This window comes from Priestia sp. JSM ZJ58, from assembly GCF_044383985.1.
Classification (GTDB): Bacteria; Bacillota; Bacilli; order Bacillales; family Bacillaceae_H; genus Priestia; species Priestia zanthoxyli.
This window is the reverse complement of the sequence record NZ_JBISEM010000001.1, coordinates 3,076,081-3,092,678: the sequence shown is the minus strand read 5'-3', so window position 1 is coordinate 3,092,678 and position 16,598 is coordinate 3,076,081. Positions and strand designations below refer to the sequence as shown.

Annotated in this window: 15 protein-coding genes and 1 pseudogene; 10 read left to right on the top strand and 6 right to left on the bottom strand. The window is 35.0% G+C overall.

Features of this window, described 5'->3' with window-relative positions:
• The first annotated feature begins 63 nt into the window (after nucleotides 1-63).
• From ACH6EI_RS16230 to ACH6EI_RS16220, 3 genes and pseudogenes are all read left to right on the top strand, one after another.
• Nucleotides 64-855: pseudogene (locus ACH6EI_RS16230) on the top strand (phosphotransferase).
• 239 nt (nucleotides 856-1,094) lie between these two features.
• Entirely contained in the window at nucleotides 1,095-1,334 is a 240-nt protein-coding gene (locus ACH6EI_RS16225) for a GNAT family N-acetyltransferase (RefSeq protein ID WP_394530626.1), read from the top strand.
• Between the two features lie 433 nt (nucleotides 1,335-1,767).
• Nucleotides 1,768-2,001, top strand: a complete 234-nt coding sequence (locus tag ACH6EI_RS16220) for a hypothetical protein (protein ID WP_098113378.1) — start codon at nucleotides 1,768-1,770, stop codon at nucleotides 1,999-2,001.
• A gap of 136 nt (nucleotides 2,002-2,137) precedes the next feature.
• Here ACH6EI_RS16220 and ACH6EI_RS16215 read toward each other — a convergent pair whose 3' ends face one another.
• The gene (locus ACH6EI_RS16215; RefSeq protein WP_189643450.1) at nucleotides 2,138-3,430 is read right to left on the bottom strand and encodes a VTT domain-containing protein; all 1,293 of its coding nucleotides are present in this window, start codon (nucleotides 3,428-3,430) and stop codon (nucleotides 2,138-2,140) included.
• A gap of 465 nt (nucleotides 3,431-3,895) precedes the next feature.
• On the opposite strand from ACH6EI_RS16215, the gene ACH6EI_RS16210 reads away from it, so the two are divergent.
• The 3 genes from ACH6EI_RS16210 (at nucleotide 3,896) to ACH6EI_RS16200 (ending at nucleotide 7,156) form a co-directional block, all read left to right on the top strand.
• Nucleotides 3,896-5,095 carry an MGDG synthase family glycosyltransferase gene (locus ACH6EI_RS16210; protein ID WP_108674565.1) on the top strand — a complete coding sequence of 400 codons (1,200 nt, stop codon included), beginning with the start codon at nucleotides 3,896-3,898 and terminating at the stop codon, nucleotides 5,093-5,095.
• A gap of 1 nt (nucleotide 5,096) precedes the next feature.
• The gene (locus ACH6EI_RS16205; protein ID WP_034265051.1) at nucleotides 5,097-5,795 is read left to right on the top strand and encodes a polysaccharide deacetylase family protein; all 699 of its coding nucleotides are present in this window, start codon (nucleotides 5,097-5,099) and stop codon (nucleotides 5,793-5,795) included.
• Nucleotides 5,796-6,943: 1,148 nt separating this feature from the next.
• Nucleotides 6,944-7,156, top strand: coding sequence for a YczF family membrane protein (locus tag ACH6EI_RS16200; RefSeq protein ID WP_226313283.1), 213 nt, complete (start codon nucleotides 6,944-6,946; stop codon nucleotides 7,154-7,156).
• A gap of 9 nt (nucleotides 7,157-7,165) precedes the next feature.
• Here the strand turns inward: ACH6EI_RS16200 and ACH6EI_RS16195 are convergent, their stop codons facing one another.
• From ACH6EI_RS16195 to ACH6EI_RS16180, 4 genes are all read right to left on the bottom strand, one after another.
• Nucleotides 7,166-8,269 (bottom strand): GerAB/ArcD/ProY family transporter, encoded by a 1,104-nt coding sequence (locus tag ACH6EI_RS16195; protein ID WP_033578576.1) that lies wholly within the window; start codon nucleotides 8,267-8,269, stop codon nucleotides 7,166-7,168.
• A 19-nt stretch (nucleotides 8,270-8,288) separates the two neighbouring features.
• The gene (locus ACH6EI_RS16190) at nucleotides 8,289-9,482 is read right to left on the bottom strand and encodes a Ger(x)C family spore germination protein (protein WP_108674566.1); all 1,194 of its coding nucleotides are present in this window, start codon (nucleotides 9,480-9,482) and stop codon (nucleotides 8,289-8,291) included.
• 30 nt (nucleotides 9,483-9,512) lie between these two features.
• The gene (locus ACH6EI_RS16185; RefSeq protein WP_034265040.1) at nucleotides 9,513-11,015 is read right to left on the bottom strand and encodes a spore germination protein; all 1,503 of its coding nucleotides are present in this window, start codon (nucleotides 11,013-11,015) and stop codon (nucleotides 9,513-9,515) included.
• Between the two features lie 532 nt (nucleotides 11,016-11,547).
• On the bottom strand, nucleotides 11,548-12,441 hold the full coding sequence (locus ACH6EI_RS16180; RefSeq protein WP_108674567.1) for an AraC family transcriptional regulator: 894 nt from the start codon (nucleotides 12,439-12,441) through the stop codon (nucleotides 11,548-11,550).
• Between the two features lie 193 nt (nucleotides 12,442-12,634).
• Between ACH6EI_RS16180 and ACH6EI_RS16175 the strand changes: the two genes are divergently transcribed.
• From ACH6EI_RS16175 to ACH6EI_RS16160, 4 genes are all read left to right on the top strand, one after another.
• Complete coding sequence (locus tag ACH6EI_RS16175; protein WP_165573362.1) at nucleotides 12,635-13,222, top strand: NDxxF motif lipoprotein; 588 nt, start codon at nucleotides 12,635-12,637, stop codon at nucleotides 13,220-13,222.
• Nucleotides 13,223-13,385: 163 nt separating this feature from the next.
• Entirely contained in the window at nucleotides 13,386-13,874 is a 489-nt protein-coding gene (locus ACH6EI_RS16170) for a DUF6518 family protein (RefSeq protein ID WP_034265031.1), read from the top strand.
• A 164-nt stretch (nucleotides 13,875-14,038) separates the two neighbouring features.
• Entirely contained in the window at nucleotides 14,039-14,221 is a 183-nt protein-coding gene (locus ACH6EI_RS16165; RefSeq protein WP_014460704.1) for a hypothetical protein, read from the top strand.
• Between the two features lie 295 nt (nucleotides 14,222-14,516).
• The gene (locus tag ACH6EI_RS16160) at nucleotides 14,517-14,915 is read left to right on the top strand and encodes a hypothetical protein (protein WP_033578582.1); all 399 of its coding nucleotides are present in this window, start codon (nucleotides 14,517-14,519) and stop codon (nucleotides 14,913-14,915) included.
• Nucleotides 14,916-15,025: 110 nt separating this feature from the next.
• On the opposite strand, the gene ACH6EI_RS16155 is transcribed toward ACH6EI_RS16160, so the two are convergent.
• Nucleotides 15,026-16,540: an arylsulfotransferase family protein gene (locus ACH6EI_RS16155; protein ID WP_108674569.1), complete on the bottom strand. Its 1,515-nt coding sequence runs from the start codon at nucleotides 16,538-16,540 to the stop codon at nucleotides 15,026-15,028.
• Nucleotides 16,541-16,598: the final 58 nt, after the last annotated feature.

The following is a 16,598-nucleotide window of genomic DNA, read 5'->3' as shown; positions in this document are numbered from 1 at the left end:
GTAAATGTTTTATCACTTTCACTTATTAACGACAAATCGGGTATATTCAGGGGGAATATTTATATGTCAAACTTTAAGGACGAAGAAGTACTAACAGGAGGGAATGTTTCTAACGTTTACCGCTCGGGAAATACCGTACGACGAGAATTAAAATCAGATAATCATAAATTTCATAAGCTATTAAAGCATTTAGAAAACAAGGGATTTACTTATGCACCAAAATTTTTAGGCATTGACGAAAAAGGGAGAGAGGTCTTGTCATTTATTGAAGGTGAAGCTGGTAATTATCCCTTGAAGAAATATATGTGGTCCGATGATGTTTTGATAGAAATAGGAAAAATGCTCCGTCTTTATCATGATTCAGTGAGTGATTTTTCATTTGATGACAGCTGGAAATCAATAGATAACACGCCTAAACCATTTGAAATACTATGTCATAATGATTTTGCTATATACAACATTATTTTTAATGATTAGAGACCAATAGGAATTATTGATTTTGATGTTGCTGCACCTGGGCCAAGACTTTGGGACATTGCTTATACTCTTTATACGTGCGTCCCTTTGAGTAGATTTTATCTTTCTGAAACAGGTGAGAAAATTCATTATAATTCATCACAGCATGCTCAAGATAGAAAGCGAAGAGTGAAATTATTTTTTGAATCTTATGGCGAAGAATTACAAGAAGGTTATTTGGAAATGGTATTGCTACGATTAGAGGGGTTATGTAAAACAATTACAAGAAAAGCTAGTGAAGGTGATATTGCGTTTCAAAAAATGATAGACGAAGGGCATCTTGAGCATTATCAAAACGATATCAAATTCATTTATGAACATACAAAAGAATGGATTTAATTTTAATAGAGGAGCCCTTGTCATGCGAATTATTAATATTAGAGAATAGGTAGAGTACAAAGACAAAGCTATTGAATATACTCAGCGTAAGTGGGCGAGTAAAGAGAATTTAAAGCTTTACGAAGACTGTATTATACATAGCTTAAACACAAATAGTTGTCTTCCAGTCTGGTACCTGTTAGAAGACGAAGGAGGAATTATCGGCTGCCCAGGGCTTATCACCAACGATTATAAGTCGAATGGATTTATGGCCCTGGGTGTGTTCTCTTTACATTGAAGAAAGTTATCGAGGTAAATCCTTAGGTGAGCAACTTCTTTTAAAGCTGAAAGAAGTTACGAAAAATGCCGGGTTTGATAATCTTTATTTATGCACCGACTACGTTGGATACTATGAAAAGTATGACTTTTCATATATAGGCGATGGTTATCATCGGTGGGGGAGTAGTTCAAGAATCTATAGGGGTAATTTAATAGGTTAACTATCAATTTTTTTATAAAATGTTTTTAGCTGTTTTAATCAGTGAATAGCGGGTATAAGTTGATTATACAAGCGTAGCCCCCCAAGAACATGCATGTATATTTCTTTTTCTTACTTACCCTGTTGAATCCTCTTTTTCATGGAGGATTCTTTTTTTATGTCTAAAAGAAGACTTCTCAGACTATATACATCAAACACCTTAAACATCCCTTATGTATTTTATACTCACTGAATTTAGGTCACGTTACAAGATGAAAGAGATTCAGAGGTCTCATGGGACTGTGGATAAATGTAAGAAACCTTGTAGAAATACTAAAGACAGGTATAGCCAAATTTTTATTTTATAAAATATTTTTATACTTTTACGCGTTTTGCTTATACCAATTTTTTCTTTCTTTATGGTATGTACTATAAGTGTATAAGGAGGTGGAGTTATGCCAGGACGTCGTAGTGGAGATCGTCGTACATCTCAATCTCGTTCTATAGTAGATAATTTTCGAAGAGGAGATAAAATTCAAGTTTTTTCTGCTGGAAGACAGCTTGATGTAAATGGTACGTTTATTCGAGCAGAAGGCGGATTTTTAGTATGGGAAGATAATTCAGGTAATAGAAATACGACTAGTTTAGAAAGTATCAGCGTTCGCAGATTAAGAAAACGTAATTGCTAATAATTTGGACAGGCTCTGATTTTATATAAATAAAAAACACCTTCAAGCTGATAACTGGGTATAGGGTACCGAGCAATCACTTGGAGGTGTTTTTTCTCATGGGAAACATCAGAAATAAGTTTTTTGACAGTATCACTTATAGATTAATACCTTTCATAAGACGGAAGGTTTCAAGAAGCAAAACGTTTAACCCTAGCCATACTCCTCCAAATACATATCCTGCTGCAATGTCACTGGGGTATTGTATGCTCAGATACAAACGACTAATGGCAATAAGCAATAAAATAAGAATGGCCACTATTGGTGCTACTGTAGGAACCCACAATCTTTTAGAGTGTCGAACCAGCATAAATACAGCAAACCCATAAATAACAAAAGCCATTAAAGACTGCTCGCTTGGAAAGGTGTATGAAAGCTGTTCTATCAACGACTTTCTAATAGGGGAGAAATGATGGAACATTCGTCTCAGGCTTTCTTCGTATAGCTCTCCGCCGCCTGCAACAACTACCAGAGATAATAATTCAATTTTTTTATCTCTGCCTTTCCATAAAATCCATACAAGGGTAAAGGAAATCAATGTTACCAGAACCTGCCTGGATCCCAGTATGAAAAACACCCGCATTGGTACATTCCAATCTTTATTAAAAAGAGCTGTTATTAATAAACTCGTTATTTTGTTAAAATCTCCAAACTCGTTTGCGATAAAGTCTTGCGTCATTCCAATCATAAGCAGAATAAACCCTAATGTAACTAATGCTGTAAATATAAAAACAAGACCCGCCCGTTTCCGCGTATGAAATGCGTTTACTATCCACTTGAGGCAATTAATTGCTATCTTTTTAATCGTTACTTTGAACTTTTTATAAATGTAAATAGCTGCGAACAAACTTACAGCTACAATCAGCCCAATGACAAAATACTTTTTGATAGAATGATGAAACTGTTCCCACTGAGGTCCTAATAACTTTCCTAAAGTAATAAATGTGGTAACCCAAAGAAATGATCCACTATAGGCATACAGTGCATACGTACGAAAGGGAAGCCGAGTAATTCCTGAAAAATATCCTGTAATATGTCTAATAACTGGGAGGAAATAAGCAATAATCAACAGCTTGTTTCCATGTACACCAAACCATTTTGACATTCTTTCAATTCGCTCTGGCCCCATATGAAGGGTTTTTCCGTATTTATCAAAAAAGGGAGTCCCTAACCTATAACCTACCCCGTAGGCTATGGTCATTCCAACCATACTCCCCATACCAGCCACCAAGATACTTCCCACCCAGCTTAAATGTCCTTGAAAAGCAAGAACCCCAGCGTAGCCCATGAGCAGCTCCCCTGGAAGAGGAAGTGCAAGAAGTTCCAGCATCAATGCTAGAAACAGCACGATATATCCGTATTGATTTATATAAGATGTGATAAAATCCATGGTTTGTCCTTCTTTCATAGTATGTATGTATCTAAAGCACAGTCGGTAAGGCGAATATGCTTACATGCGATTGAAATACAAAGGTGAAAAGATTAATTTCACCTTTGTATTTCTTTTAATGTAGCACTATTTATTAAAAAAACTGGATTTTTCATTAATTTTTAATGTTATTTTTAGCCTATTTTTAATTACAAAACGTAGACTGAAAATGTGCTATTTGAAAGCTCAACTTAAGACTGTGTGTTTTTCTAATAAATAGTGTAAGGAGTTCCTAACCAATCTATGTAACGAAAAAGAAGAAAAGATATACCCTACAAATCGATTAAAAAGGGGAACTACCCATTATTACTTTTTTATCAGCAGAGCAATTCTTTAATCGCCTAAACAAAAGAACAAAAAGATGTGCTGAAAAGTCTAAGTTTTACCCCACAGCACAAACATACAAACTACAAGGAGGGAAAAGTCATGAATAACCGTGAACGTGATAAATACTTAATTCTTTCCGCTACGTTTGGAGAAGGACATAAACAAGTGGCAAATGCGATAAGTGAAGCAGTAAGTAATGTCGTTGCTGGTGCTGAGCCTATTACCATTGATATCATGGAGTGGGTTCATCCCAACCTTTATCCAATCAGCCATTATATTTATAAAAAAGGAATTAAGAAGTTTCCACAAGTGTATAGCTTTTTGTATGAAAAAACTCGTGTGAAAAATTCTTTTTCCGTTAAGTTAAATTCGATCTTTTTATCGGGTATGGAAACCGTGCTTAAAATCATACAGGAAATAAAGCCGAAAGTAGTGGTTAGTACCTACCCATTTGCCGCGGGAATTATATCAAAATTAAAAGAGCAAGGGTTAATTGATATTCCAGCGGTAACCATCATCACAGATTATACGGATCATTCTTATTGGATTCATTCCTCTACAGATCAATATGTGGTAGGGTCTGCTCGATTGCGTGATCAATTAATTGCGTTAGGGGTAGAGGCAGATAAAATTAAAAACACTGGAATACCTGTACGGAAAAGATTTATGGATGTTCTTCCAAAGGATCTTCTCTTAGAAAAATATATGATTAATCCCAATATATTCACCCTGCTCATCATGGGAGGGGGCGACGGATTTTTTGGGAAAGGACTTTCAACCTTTAAAGCCTTAGAATCCATTTCTACACCGATGCAACTTTTTATAGTATGCGGTAAAAACAAGAAGTTAAAAACACAATTAGAGTCGGAATTAAAAGACTCTAAGCATGACGTGAGAATTTTGGGATATTGTGAAAAGGTTGAAGAATTAATGGCTATTTCAGATTTAATGATCAGCAAGCCGGGGGGAGTGACAACCTCTGAGGCAATGGCGATGGATTTACCCATATTAATTTACCATTCGTTACCCGGACAAGAAGAAGACAATGCAGAGTATTTATGTCGTTCAGGATTCGCACTTTCTGTAAAAACAGAAGAAGAGTTGGTTGCGCGGGTCGAAAATCTGGTTCATGATTCAGCACCTTTAAAATGGATGAAACAAAGAATAAAAAAATACCAAACTAAAACGTCATCCATAGACGCTCTCCATGTCATTGTCGAAGCAGCAAGACGTAGTCCATTACTCAACGTAAATGATAGAACAATACAAAAGCAAAAGGAGATAGAGGTGAGTATATAATATGGAGTTCATGATTTCTGCTATTATTTTTTTAATTTTATTATACACCGTTATTCCGTATTTCCTATCACGTGGTCTAGGAGTAAACGTAGTTAAAAGGGGAAGGGATTTATCGAAAATTGCTTTTACGTTTGATGATGGTCCGAACCCTATTTATACGCCGATACTTCTTGATTTATTGAAGAAAAATGAGGTGAAGGCAACCTTTTTTGTGGTCGGTACCAAAGCAGAAAAGTACCCTGAACTGATTCAGCGAATGCATAATGAAGGCCACTTAATCGGAATTCATAACTACGTACATCACTCCAACTGGTTTATGTCGCCTTGGAAAGTTCAAAAAGGACTGAAGGATACAGCCAAGGTGATTGAAGCTATCACGGGAGTCGAGCCTAGATATTATCGCCCGCCTTGGGGAATGCTTAATCTTTTCGATTTTATCAAAAGAGGTAAATATAAGATTATTCTATGGTCAATCATGGCGGAAGATTGGCGAACCTCTGGCGGAAGCGAAAAGATTAAACAGCGCCTAGCAAATATAAAAGGCGGGGACGTGATTTTGCTGCACGACTGCGGTGATACGCTAGGGGCGGAATCTGAAGCTCCAAGAAATACAATTAATGCGTTAAGAGATGTGTTAAAAACAGTGAAAACGAAAGGATTCACTTGTGTCCGTGTTGATGAATTGGTAGAGAAGCTATAAGTAGTACGAGAACTATATTTATTAAAGCTCACAAATGACATTTTAATTCTTGTCATTACCCTAACTAAATATCTTCTCTGTTATAAAAAGAACCTCTATTTTAAAGAGGTTCTTTTTTATGGTCAGTAAAAATATATGGTAATATAATCATATATTGTCTATATTTATAATTTCGTGATTTTTAAATTCTGTGTTGAATCAGCAGTCAATCTAAACGACATCTATGAAAGTAGGGTAGTTCTTGAAAAAAGTTATTTTGAAATTCTTGGTATATTTTTTAATTTTCTTTGGAGGAAACGTAATAATTAATATGCTGTTTACCTCTAATTTTGATCTTTTAACAGCATTTTCAACCGCTTTTGGAGTTTCTTTTGGAATTGCTACCTTTGGGTATTGTACACATATTTGGGTATTGTACACATAAAAGAGGCAAGGAAGCATAAGATGCTGTGTTTTTGACCCAATACATAAAAGATTTTATGAGAAACGTAAATATCATAGTATTAAATTATAAAAATGTTGAGGTTTGAGATGGGGAATTTGTTGAATTACATTTATTTTTTTATGGCCATTTTAATTGGCTTGTACTTTTTTATCACCAATAAGCACTCTAGAAAGCCACTATTCATGTTGTTACTATCGATGCTTTTATTTTATAGCAGCGCGTATTCTTTTTACTATAAGACTTATCCAATTAACTTACTCAGTACATTATCCATACTTGTGTTTTGGTGGATCATTCTTTTATTACTAAGAGAGATTTATTCTAGAGAAGAAAATGTTTTCTGGAGTCTTTGTTTAATCTATGTAGCGCTATACCACTTTTTACATTATTTTTTTGATTCATTGGCTCAAAAGAACTTTTGGTATGGGTCTATTTTTTATGTTTATACAAATGTAGGATTACTTCTGCTTGGCTTGTACTACTTCGTGAGAATCTATAAAAATAGAGCCGTACATTAAAATACATAAAGCTCCTTGTAGATGAATTTTTAAAATTCTTGTTACGTTAAATTTTTTATAACAGATTGCTTTGCAGAAGATCAATTATTTTCCATTATTTAATAAATAGTATTAAATCTCATGGACGCCTTGTATATTTTTATATTATTTACCGCAATTTAAAAGAAAAAGGTGAGGCTGATATAATGGCTAAAATAATTTCATCCTTATGTATTTTGCTGGGGGCTTATGCTCTTATTGTATTCATCGACGTTTTTCAGGGAAACTATATGTTTCAATCGTTTTATAACCTAAAACAATATTTTGTAATTGCACGTGGAGAAGATTATTTTTTGATTGTTTTATTTGCTTTGTTGTTCGTTACTGTTAGCATTTTTCCTGTTTTAAAAAAACAATAGCCTCCCTTGTCATGAAAGGGTAGGCTTTATTTTTTGCTTAATATATGCTGTAATCAGCAATAGGATAGGAATTGCTATATGAAAAGGGAGGTGTAATAAATAAGGAACAACTTTGAGCCCTTCATTTATATGAGCTTGGTAGCTAGGAGCAATCATCAGTGAGGAGAAAAAAATAACACCACCAATTAGATAAATGTTTGTAACAGAAGGTTTCATACGAAACAAATCAGTTGCCCCAATCACGGCACAAAAGAAATAGATGGATATTTTAACAAAACCTAAAATGACCATGAGAATAAGAATAAAGGTATCCAGCCTTTGAATAAAACTGGCTATGTTAATGTAACTCACAGCTGTAAGAGCTGGGAAAGAAGATCTTAAAACAGTCTCTGGTCCGAGTACACATAAAAGAATAATTGAATTAATGGTTAAGACAATCCCTCCTATTATAATGGCGGATAGTCCAATTGTTGCAGCCTGACTTTTTTTATTCAAATAAGGAAGAAGCATAGTAAAGGTAATCAATTCTCCGAAAGGGACAGTAATGCCAAGAGGGACTAACTCTTTCCCTATGTTTCCCCATCCATTTGCTAATACGGGTTGAAGGTTTTCCACTTTGATATAACCTCCTACTACATACAAAACGTTTAATATAAAAAGAGTCAGTAAAATAACAACAAAACATAAGCATGTAACTCGTGCGAATGCTTCTATTCCCAAGTGAATACTATAAATTAACACAAAGGTCATGCATATGCCGAGCGTAATAATCGATGTAACATAGTAAGAAGAGCTAATTAGTAATTCTTCAAAATCACGTAGTACTCTAGAAGCAATATAAACAAAATATATAATATAACAAAAGCTGATAGCACTGCCTACGTATTTACCCCAGATTTTAATAAGATAGCCGGTTAAAGGCATATTAGGGTATCTCTTATATAGGGAGATATAGACTAAATACAGTGCACATCCAAAAATAGTAGCCAAAAAGGGAACGATCCATGCATCTTGCTTAGCAGCCTTTCCTATATCTAAAAGCAATGTACTGCCTAATATAAAGATAAACATCATACAAAATAATTGAAACCCATCGATTTTTATTTTAGTCAATGCTTTTTCAGCTCCTCATCTAATTTACCTCATAAGGATTTGTACGCATTCCGGTATTTACGATAGTGACGTTCACATTCATCGATACCTTCGCACTTGAAAATAGACTCTCCCAATTCTGTTTATGCTGACGCCAATAACTAGGGTTGGTTCGAGATAAGCTATCACCAAAGCCAAATATATCTGCCTTTTCTTTTTGTGCGATGCTAATAGTTTTTGTAATTTCCTTTTGTAGTTCATTTTGGACTTCTTTTTCCAACTCTTTTAATACCTTAGGGTTGCTTAAATCTTTTTGGCATGATGTTTCCGTAATTTCTCCCATCACATTCAGATCTGTATGAATAAAAGGTTGTCCACGGCGGATTTTTGTTTTTATTTCACTTTTTATTCCAGTCGCTGTAACTGTGATATTCTCATTTATATTACAAGGGAAAACAAGAGCTGTGCTCTTCACTTCAGACGTAACAAGTTGAACAGATCGAGCTTCATCCCCATCCAGCCATCGAACTAATTTTCCTTTTCTAAACATAGCTAATCCTTTTACCTGCATAGCACTTGGGCTGGTATTCTCTAAATTGCCTGCTTCTTCTGACTGCTGAGAGGGTTTGTTAATATTGATTCCAGGAAGAGATAGATCTTTTCCCTCACTCAAAAGTATAGAAATAACTTCATATGCTTGTACATTACTAACTATTCCATACATTTTTTGATTGTTCTGGGTTGTACTTAGGATACTTTTGACTGGAGTAACCTCAAAAGGTTCAATCACACCAAGCAATTTCTCAGCAGTTCCATCACGCGCAATAAAAACTGGAATACTTGTACGAGCTTGTTTGCCTCGATCCAAGGCATCAAATAATAAGCTAAGACCATTTCTTGCTAACTTTTCACCTACGACGATAAGCGAAAGATGAGAAGTAATATGTTCTCTTGGAATGACGACAGAGGCTTTTTTTAATGCTTCCACTAACGATTTGGCAGTTACTGTGTAGTTAATGATAGGAAGACCCTGTCCTCCCGACGAACTGCCTTGTGACAAGCCACTTGGGTTAATAATCTGATAGGTTACTTTATAGGGTTCTTCCGAATTTTTATTCTCATCAATTCCCAGTCCTATAATGACTCCTATTTGGTTCAATTCTCGATAATTCGAACATCCTGAAACACATAAACAAAGGGCAGTGATCCATAAAAGTGAAAGGTAACTTTTCATTTTTCATCCTCATTCATCTTTATGTGGCTTTTATTTATTTTGTTGTTTTCTTAAAAGAGATGGTAAAGAGAATCGAGCTAAAGTATCCTTTTGCTCTTTAAAATCAAAGGGGGCAAAAGGTGAAAAGTAGGGGACACCGAAAGATCTTAGACTACTTATATGAAGCCATATACATAAGGTCATAAGCAAAATTCCATATAAGCCAATAAATGCTGAAATTAGAATCAAGATAAATCGAAAGCCCCGGGCCGCATTGACAATGCTAGTAGATGGCAGTGTAAAATTACTGATAGCAGAAATAGCAACAATGATCACAACAGCCGCTGATACAAAACCAGCTTCTACAGCTGCTTGTCCTAAAATCAGTGCTCCTACAATGGAGACTGCTGGTCCGATTGCTCTAGGCATTCGGATTCCTGCCTCTCGCAACATCTCAAAAGCTAGTTCCATCACTAATATTTCTACAATTGCTGGAAAAGGAACTCGTTCTCTTTGAGCCATTAAGCTGACCATTAATGTGTTTGGAATAAGTCCCTGATGATGCGTAATCAATGCTAAATAGATAGCAGACGCATACATAGAAAGAAAAAAAGAACCAAATCTCAAGATCCTTAAAAAGGAAGCAATATAATAATTTTGATAATAATCTTCGGGAGACTGAAAAAATTGAGAAAAAATAGCGGGTGCAATTAAAACAAAAGGTGTTCCTTGTACAATAATAGCAATTCGTCCCTCTAATAAATTTCCTACAACGGCATCAGGTCGTTCTGTATTTAATAGAAGTGGAAAAATAGTGGTCCTATCATCCCGGATAAATTCTTCAATATAGTTCGACTCAAGGATCCCATCTACCTCAATCCCTTTTAAACGTTCTTTGATTTCTTCTACAATACGTTCATCTGCATTTCCTTGAATATACATGATTCCTATATCTGTGTGAGTTACGCTTCCAATTTTCATGCTGTCTAAACGTAAATTAGAATCCTGAATTCTAGCTCGTATTAAAGAAGTATTCGTCCTTAAATTCTCTGTGAAACTATCTTTAGGTCCCCTAACAACCGTTTGACTGGTTGGTTCTGTTACTGCGCGGGACTGAAGTTTTTTTGTATTGCCAATGAAAATTTTAGAACTTCCATTCATTAGTATGACCGTATCACCAGTTAAAACTGCTGACACAAATTCATGCCAATTCTCTTTTATAGTCAATTGAGATACAGTCAACATCTGAGGTATTTGTTCTTCTATCTCTTCGACGGTTACTACTTGATTACTTTCTTTAAACCACTGAATAAGAGGAGTCATGATATTCTCATTTATAATGTTTTCATCTGCTAATCCGTCAAGGTGAATAACGGCTGCTTTTAACGTGTTTTGATGCGGAGACTCAACCATTCGAAACGACACATCAGAACTATTTCCTAATTCGTTCAATAGCCTCTCTATATTTTTATTTACATCATCATATAAGGGAGTTGCTGAACAAGCTGTTGTCTTTTTTTTATTAGGGCTTTTCAGAAGATATCTTTGTCGCACGTTTTACCACCTTTTATATGAGTGAATATTTGTTATACAACGAGTAACGTTATCATTCCTATAAAATGTAAAAAATATGCACGTGAGGAAAATACATAAAATAAAATGATAGTAAATGTATCTAATTTTGTTTTCTTTTTTGTCGCATTAGTTGAATGTCAAAATAAAGTCGAGGATTCTTTAGAGTTTTTAGAAGAAGATCAAAGCGGGTTAGCTAGTATTACCTTATATCCAGTGACAGAATATCCAGTGACAGAATATCCAGTGACAGATCAGAAGATATTGTTTTAAGAATTAAGTAATCGGAGAGAAAAGCACATCGTATTTCTCTGTATATCTGATGTTTTTATTGCCGATATCGTACATTATGATAACTAAAAATGAAGGGAATATTCAAATTGGCTGATTCCAAAATTCCCAATGCAAAAGAATAAAAAGCCCGCTCTTAAATTTAATTGCTTAGAGATTGGGCTTTTGTATAGGAATATTTTCAACATTATAAGTGAATTTCTACTTGCAATGCTTTTCTTTTTTATGCCTTAACGATCTGTTTTTTCACAGGAATGTAGATGTCGATCTCTTTGTTTTCTGAACCATAGCATCTCTTATCATACAGTTCAAACTCCATTGATCCGTAGTGCTCATAACCTGATTCTGGAAACCACTCTGTGAAAACATAATTCCATGTGGACTGAATGGAAGAAGTAAAGGATTCTTCATTTGATTTTGGTGTAGTAAATACCGCATATTCTAGCTCAGGGAAGCTTCTATAAACAGTTCCTTCAGGCGCTGGAGTGTCTTTCTCTACCTCCATGCCAATTACATAAACAAACTCACCCGTTTCAGGATTAAAATCAGTGCAAATACCAAGCTCCGTGTTTTCGTTTATGGGATTGGGAATTTTAGATCCCAATCTATTTTGCATGTACTGTTGCCAAAATTCAGGAATGTCTTTATTATTCTGGCCACCCTCGTTCTTCGTTTTTAGCTCATATCCAATGACATAAAAAGCAGGTTTAGTGACTAGTTTTGGTTCCATTTTATTTCCTCCTGACAAAAGTGTGGTAGTTAGGTAGGCTTTTCCCCGTAGCGGTCCAGATATTCTTCTTGCGTTACGGTATTGTTTCGGTGAAACATCATAAAATTTTTTGAACGCTCTGTTAAAAGACTCTTGATAGTGGAAACCAACATCAAGTGCGATATCAATGACTTTTTCATCTGTGAAAAATAAGCGTTCTGCTGCGTGCGTAAGTCTTCGTTTCCTCACATAATCCATCACTGATTCTCCAACCATGGCTTGGAAGACACGGTGATAATGAAAAGGAGAAAAACAGGCAATTTCTGCTAACTTTTCTAAAGTGATTTGTGTCTCCAAATTCTCCTCAATGTAATCCAGCGTTCTCTGTATACAAGTTACATAATTCATTTACATTCACCTACCTTACGTTCACTATAACAGCAAACAAATCTTTGTTCTTAACATTTTTTGCTATATTTAATTAGGTGGGGGGACTTTTCCAATATACGCCTCTAGATGTATAGTCCTAAGAGGATTTTAATGTTAAAATTTTCTGTGTAAATTAATGGAAAAAAATACATTGTTAAAGGGAGCGTTTGAATTGAAAAAACTTTGTTTTAGCTTAATAATTATTTTTTTATTAGGCGCTTGTTCTTATCAGGAAAGTACAAAAGAAGCTAGTGGAAAAATTGTATTACCAACTTCCATATTTAGTTCATCGAAAAATAATGCCTTAATTGATGAAAAAGAAATGAAAGAAAGTATAAAGACATACTTAGATACTAACGAGGATCTATCCAATACCGGTGATCAATTTGAAGAAATGATGGAGTCCGATCAAAAATTAAATAAAGCTCAAACGAAAAAATTTGAACAGTTAAAAGACCTGGTGAAAGCAAATGATCATAACTTTTCCACCTATATTTCGCAAAATACTTTACCAGAAGGATATAAAAAAGATTCAGAGAGAATTAGCCGCTATATTATGGGTTCCAATCAAATTTTGGATGAACTGGATCAAGCAATCGATGACATGGTTGAGCATATGAGTGAAGGAGATTTTTCTGAAACAGAAATTGAGTCACTTATGAATAAAAATAAAAGTGTAAATGGAAGAGAGCAGATAAAGATAGAGAGTTTCCTAGATGACAAAAATATTGATACAAAAGCTTTTGGACGAAAGAGTTAAAACATTTTAATAGATTTTCTTTGGTTAGGGGGAGTTTACTATTGGAATAGTTAAGTCTACAAACAAACTTGCATTTTCTATTATCTATTTAGTCTTCGGTACAGCTTTGGGGATAGCAGCCAAATATTTAGATACTGTTGCAGGTGTTGATGGAAGTTGGCGGATGAACATCCTGCCATATTTTGGAGGTTTGTGTTCGAGGACAGGGATTTGGATACTGATTGCTACCCTTATAGCTGCGTATAGTAAAACCAAAATTAGTGCGGCTCTTAATACATTCATGTTCTTTATAGGAATGCTAACAGGCTATTATATATATTCCGCTTTTTTATTTGGATTTTTTCCAACTAGTTATTTTTTACTGTGGGGAAGTATCGCAATAGCGTCTCCGTTTCTAGCAGCTATTGTATGGATGGCTAAAAATAATTTACGTCTAGCTTGGATATTACCAGCTTTGCCTATGGGGTTATTGTTAAGTCTTTCTTTAGCGGTTGGAATATTTTATATACATGTAAACTATATTGAAGAATTCATTATGTATGCTGTTTTATGCGTAGTCTTTTACAAAACTCCAAAGCAGCTAGCGGCAACAATTGCTGTTTCGTTTATTATTTCGTTTATTATCAAACAAGTAAGTCCCTTTCACTTTTGATTTAGATTAAGATTTTTGTTTTTTAATGAACGTTTACTATGGGAAAAGAAGATTTTGGTAACTAACTATACATACAATTTAAAGTGTTTTTTACATATATATTCTTTAAAATACAGTAATTAGGAAACTTTTAGAGGAGTAATTCGTATAAAAGGTAGGAGGTGATGGATATTAACACTGAAAAACGTCTGGATGAAATTGAAAGAAAATTAGATGATTTACATAATAAGATAAGTAATCAAGAAAATAGAGCAAAGTATAAACCTATCTTTACAGTTGTACTCATTCTATCTGCAATTCTCATATTTTTTGTGCTGATAGGTGTTGTAAGTTTTTTCACAGGTTAATTTTTTTACTAGTCTCTCAGAATTATTTCTGGGAGACCTTTCATTGTTTAAACTAACGGCAATTTGCTTTATATAGAATATGCCTGAGGATAAAAGGGGATAAAATTATAATGGAAAGTGAAAAGAAACGTTCCGCATTTAGCGCATCTTTCAAAATCTACGATCAGTTTTTAAAAAAGATCTTACATATGTTCTTTACTAGATAATATTCTATGCGGCGTTAACTAAAAATATATAGTTTAATACAATATAAGTTAGTAAAAATGACATTATACTGTTTACATGGAGGACGAGGATGAGAAAGTTTTGTATTGCTTTATTTAGTCTTTTCTTTTTTGTTTCATTAGTTGGATGTCAAAGTAAAGTTGAGGATCCTTTAGAGTTTTCAGGTGAAACTCAAAGCTGGTCAGCTACTATTACGTTATATCCCGTTGAAAATAGTAAAGAAACAGCTCAAATTAACTTAAATTATCTAGGTAGTAAGGTAGAAAACGTAGGGGATTTTGGAATTAATTTAGACACTTCAAATAATCAAAATGGAATTGCAGTGAGAGACGCAAGGTTAAATGAAGAAGGGAATTTTAAAGAGAAAGTAAAGGTTGACGCTAGTGAAGGTATAATGAAATCTAAACATTTGATTTTAACTGTTAAATGGAATGACAAATCAGAAGATGTTGTTTTAAAAGGTAAGTAATTCGAGAGAAAAAGTACCCCATACTCATCTATATCAAGTATTCCCCCAGGTCATCAGAGTAGGGGCACTATACGAACATTTTTAAAAATCTAATAGAGGATTATTAATGCTCACTTTCGTCTATTTCGTCTTATTTTCACGTAAGTAGTTGGTGATGTACCAATGACGTTCCCGCATGAATCTAATGCTTTGACTTGAAAATAGGGACCACCTGCCTCAGCATGAATATCTGTTTCAAATCCAGTACGAGGGGTACTAAATACCACTACTGACAATTTAAAAGGTGTTGGTCCCGCCAGTACCTGCCAAGCGACTGTTTCTGTTGAACCATTCCATGATGCGTAAACTGTAGCTTCACCGTCGGGCAATAAGTCTACAGTTATGCTAGGCGGATAAAGTGGGAGACCTACCCACTTATTTTTAAAGGCTCGATACGAAAGATTCTGATTTGGATACTGCATATCATATAACAAATTAAATGAAGGGTTTCTCCGTGTATTGCCAGCGTTCCTAAATTCCGAAAGGTACGGTTCTTGTCCCCACCCAATGAGTTGATTTCCATTGGAAAGCTTTTGCGCATTTCCTTGACTTGGAACATATAAAGCAGGGTCATGATAATATGTTCGATCTACATTTGCAACCTTGTGTTTATAATCTAAGTGAAGAATTAAACCACGCGCTTGCCCTTGAGGTGGAGAATCAGGAGAAGCACAGCAGGCATTGTCAAACAAGCTTATCCTGTTTTCGGACCTGTAGCGCGCATCATGCTGCCAAGAAAATTTAGCGTTCGGTCCAAGCCTAAAATCACTTTGCTTTCCACCAAGTTGCCAAATTACCTTTCCCGTTTCTTTGTCAATATTATAAATAGCCCACATACTACGCATGCTCACTAAAAGTGTATTGTTTGGACCTTCTTCGACTGAATTTACGTGGTAACAATCCCATATATTGTTAGAGCTTGTTGCGGATGAAGCAGGTACCATCGAATCAGCTGGATTAATATGTTTAAGTACATCCCAAAAGAAAAGAAGCTCTCCCGTCTCAATGTCTACTTCTTGAATAGAGTAATTACTAAAATACCCGTTTAAGAGCCCTCCATACTTAGATAAATCTGCAGGTACTTGTTTTACCGCCGTAAATAAAGCCGTATTCCGTTTGGTGATTGTAAACTCGTGCAAATCAGAGGTAAACCCTTTTTTAGCAAATAACTTTTTAATGACCTCATAATGCTGATTGATAATTTGAAAATAAGCACCAGGCTCAGGTTCACCTACTGGAAGGTTAGGGTTTGAAGTTTGAGTGCCTGAAATTGTCCCATGCCACATCGTAAGAACAGGGTTCCCGCAGTATATTTGTACTCGAAAGTCTGTATTTTGGATATACCTACTAGCAAGCGGTCTAAACCACACTGGATTACCCGTCTGATCCATAATTAGTGCGCCGGTCTGTCCAATCATCGCTGCTCCATATACCGTATAAGGTGCAACAAATAATAGGCCGGGAGCTGTTCCAGGCTTATTAGTATTAATGGTAACCTTCATGGGATGTAAATTAGGAGCTGAAACAAAATTCCATACTTGCGGGTTTGGATGATCAGTGGATGATTGTGAATTAAAATTATCCATTCTCACTCTCATCTCCTCTAACTTTTATTAGTAAACACTGTCTCTTGAGCTATTAATA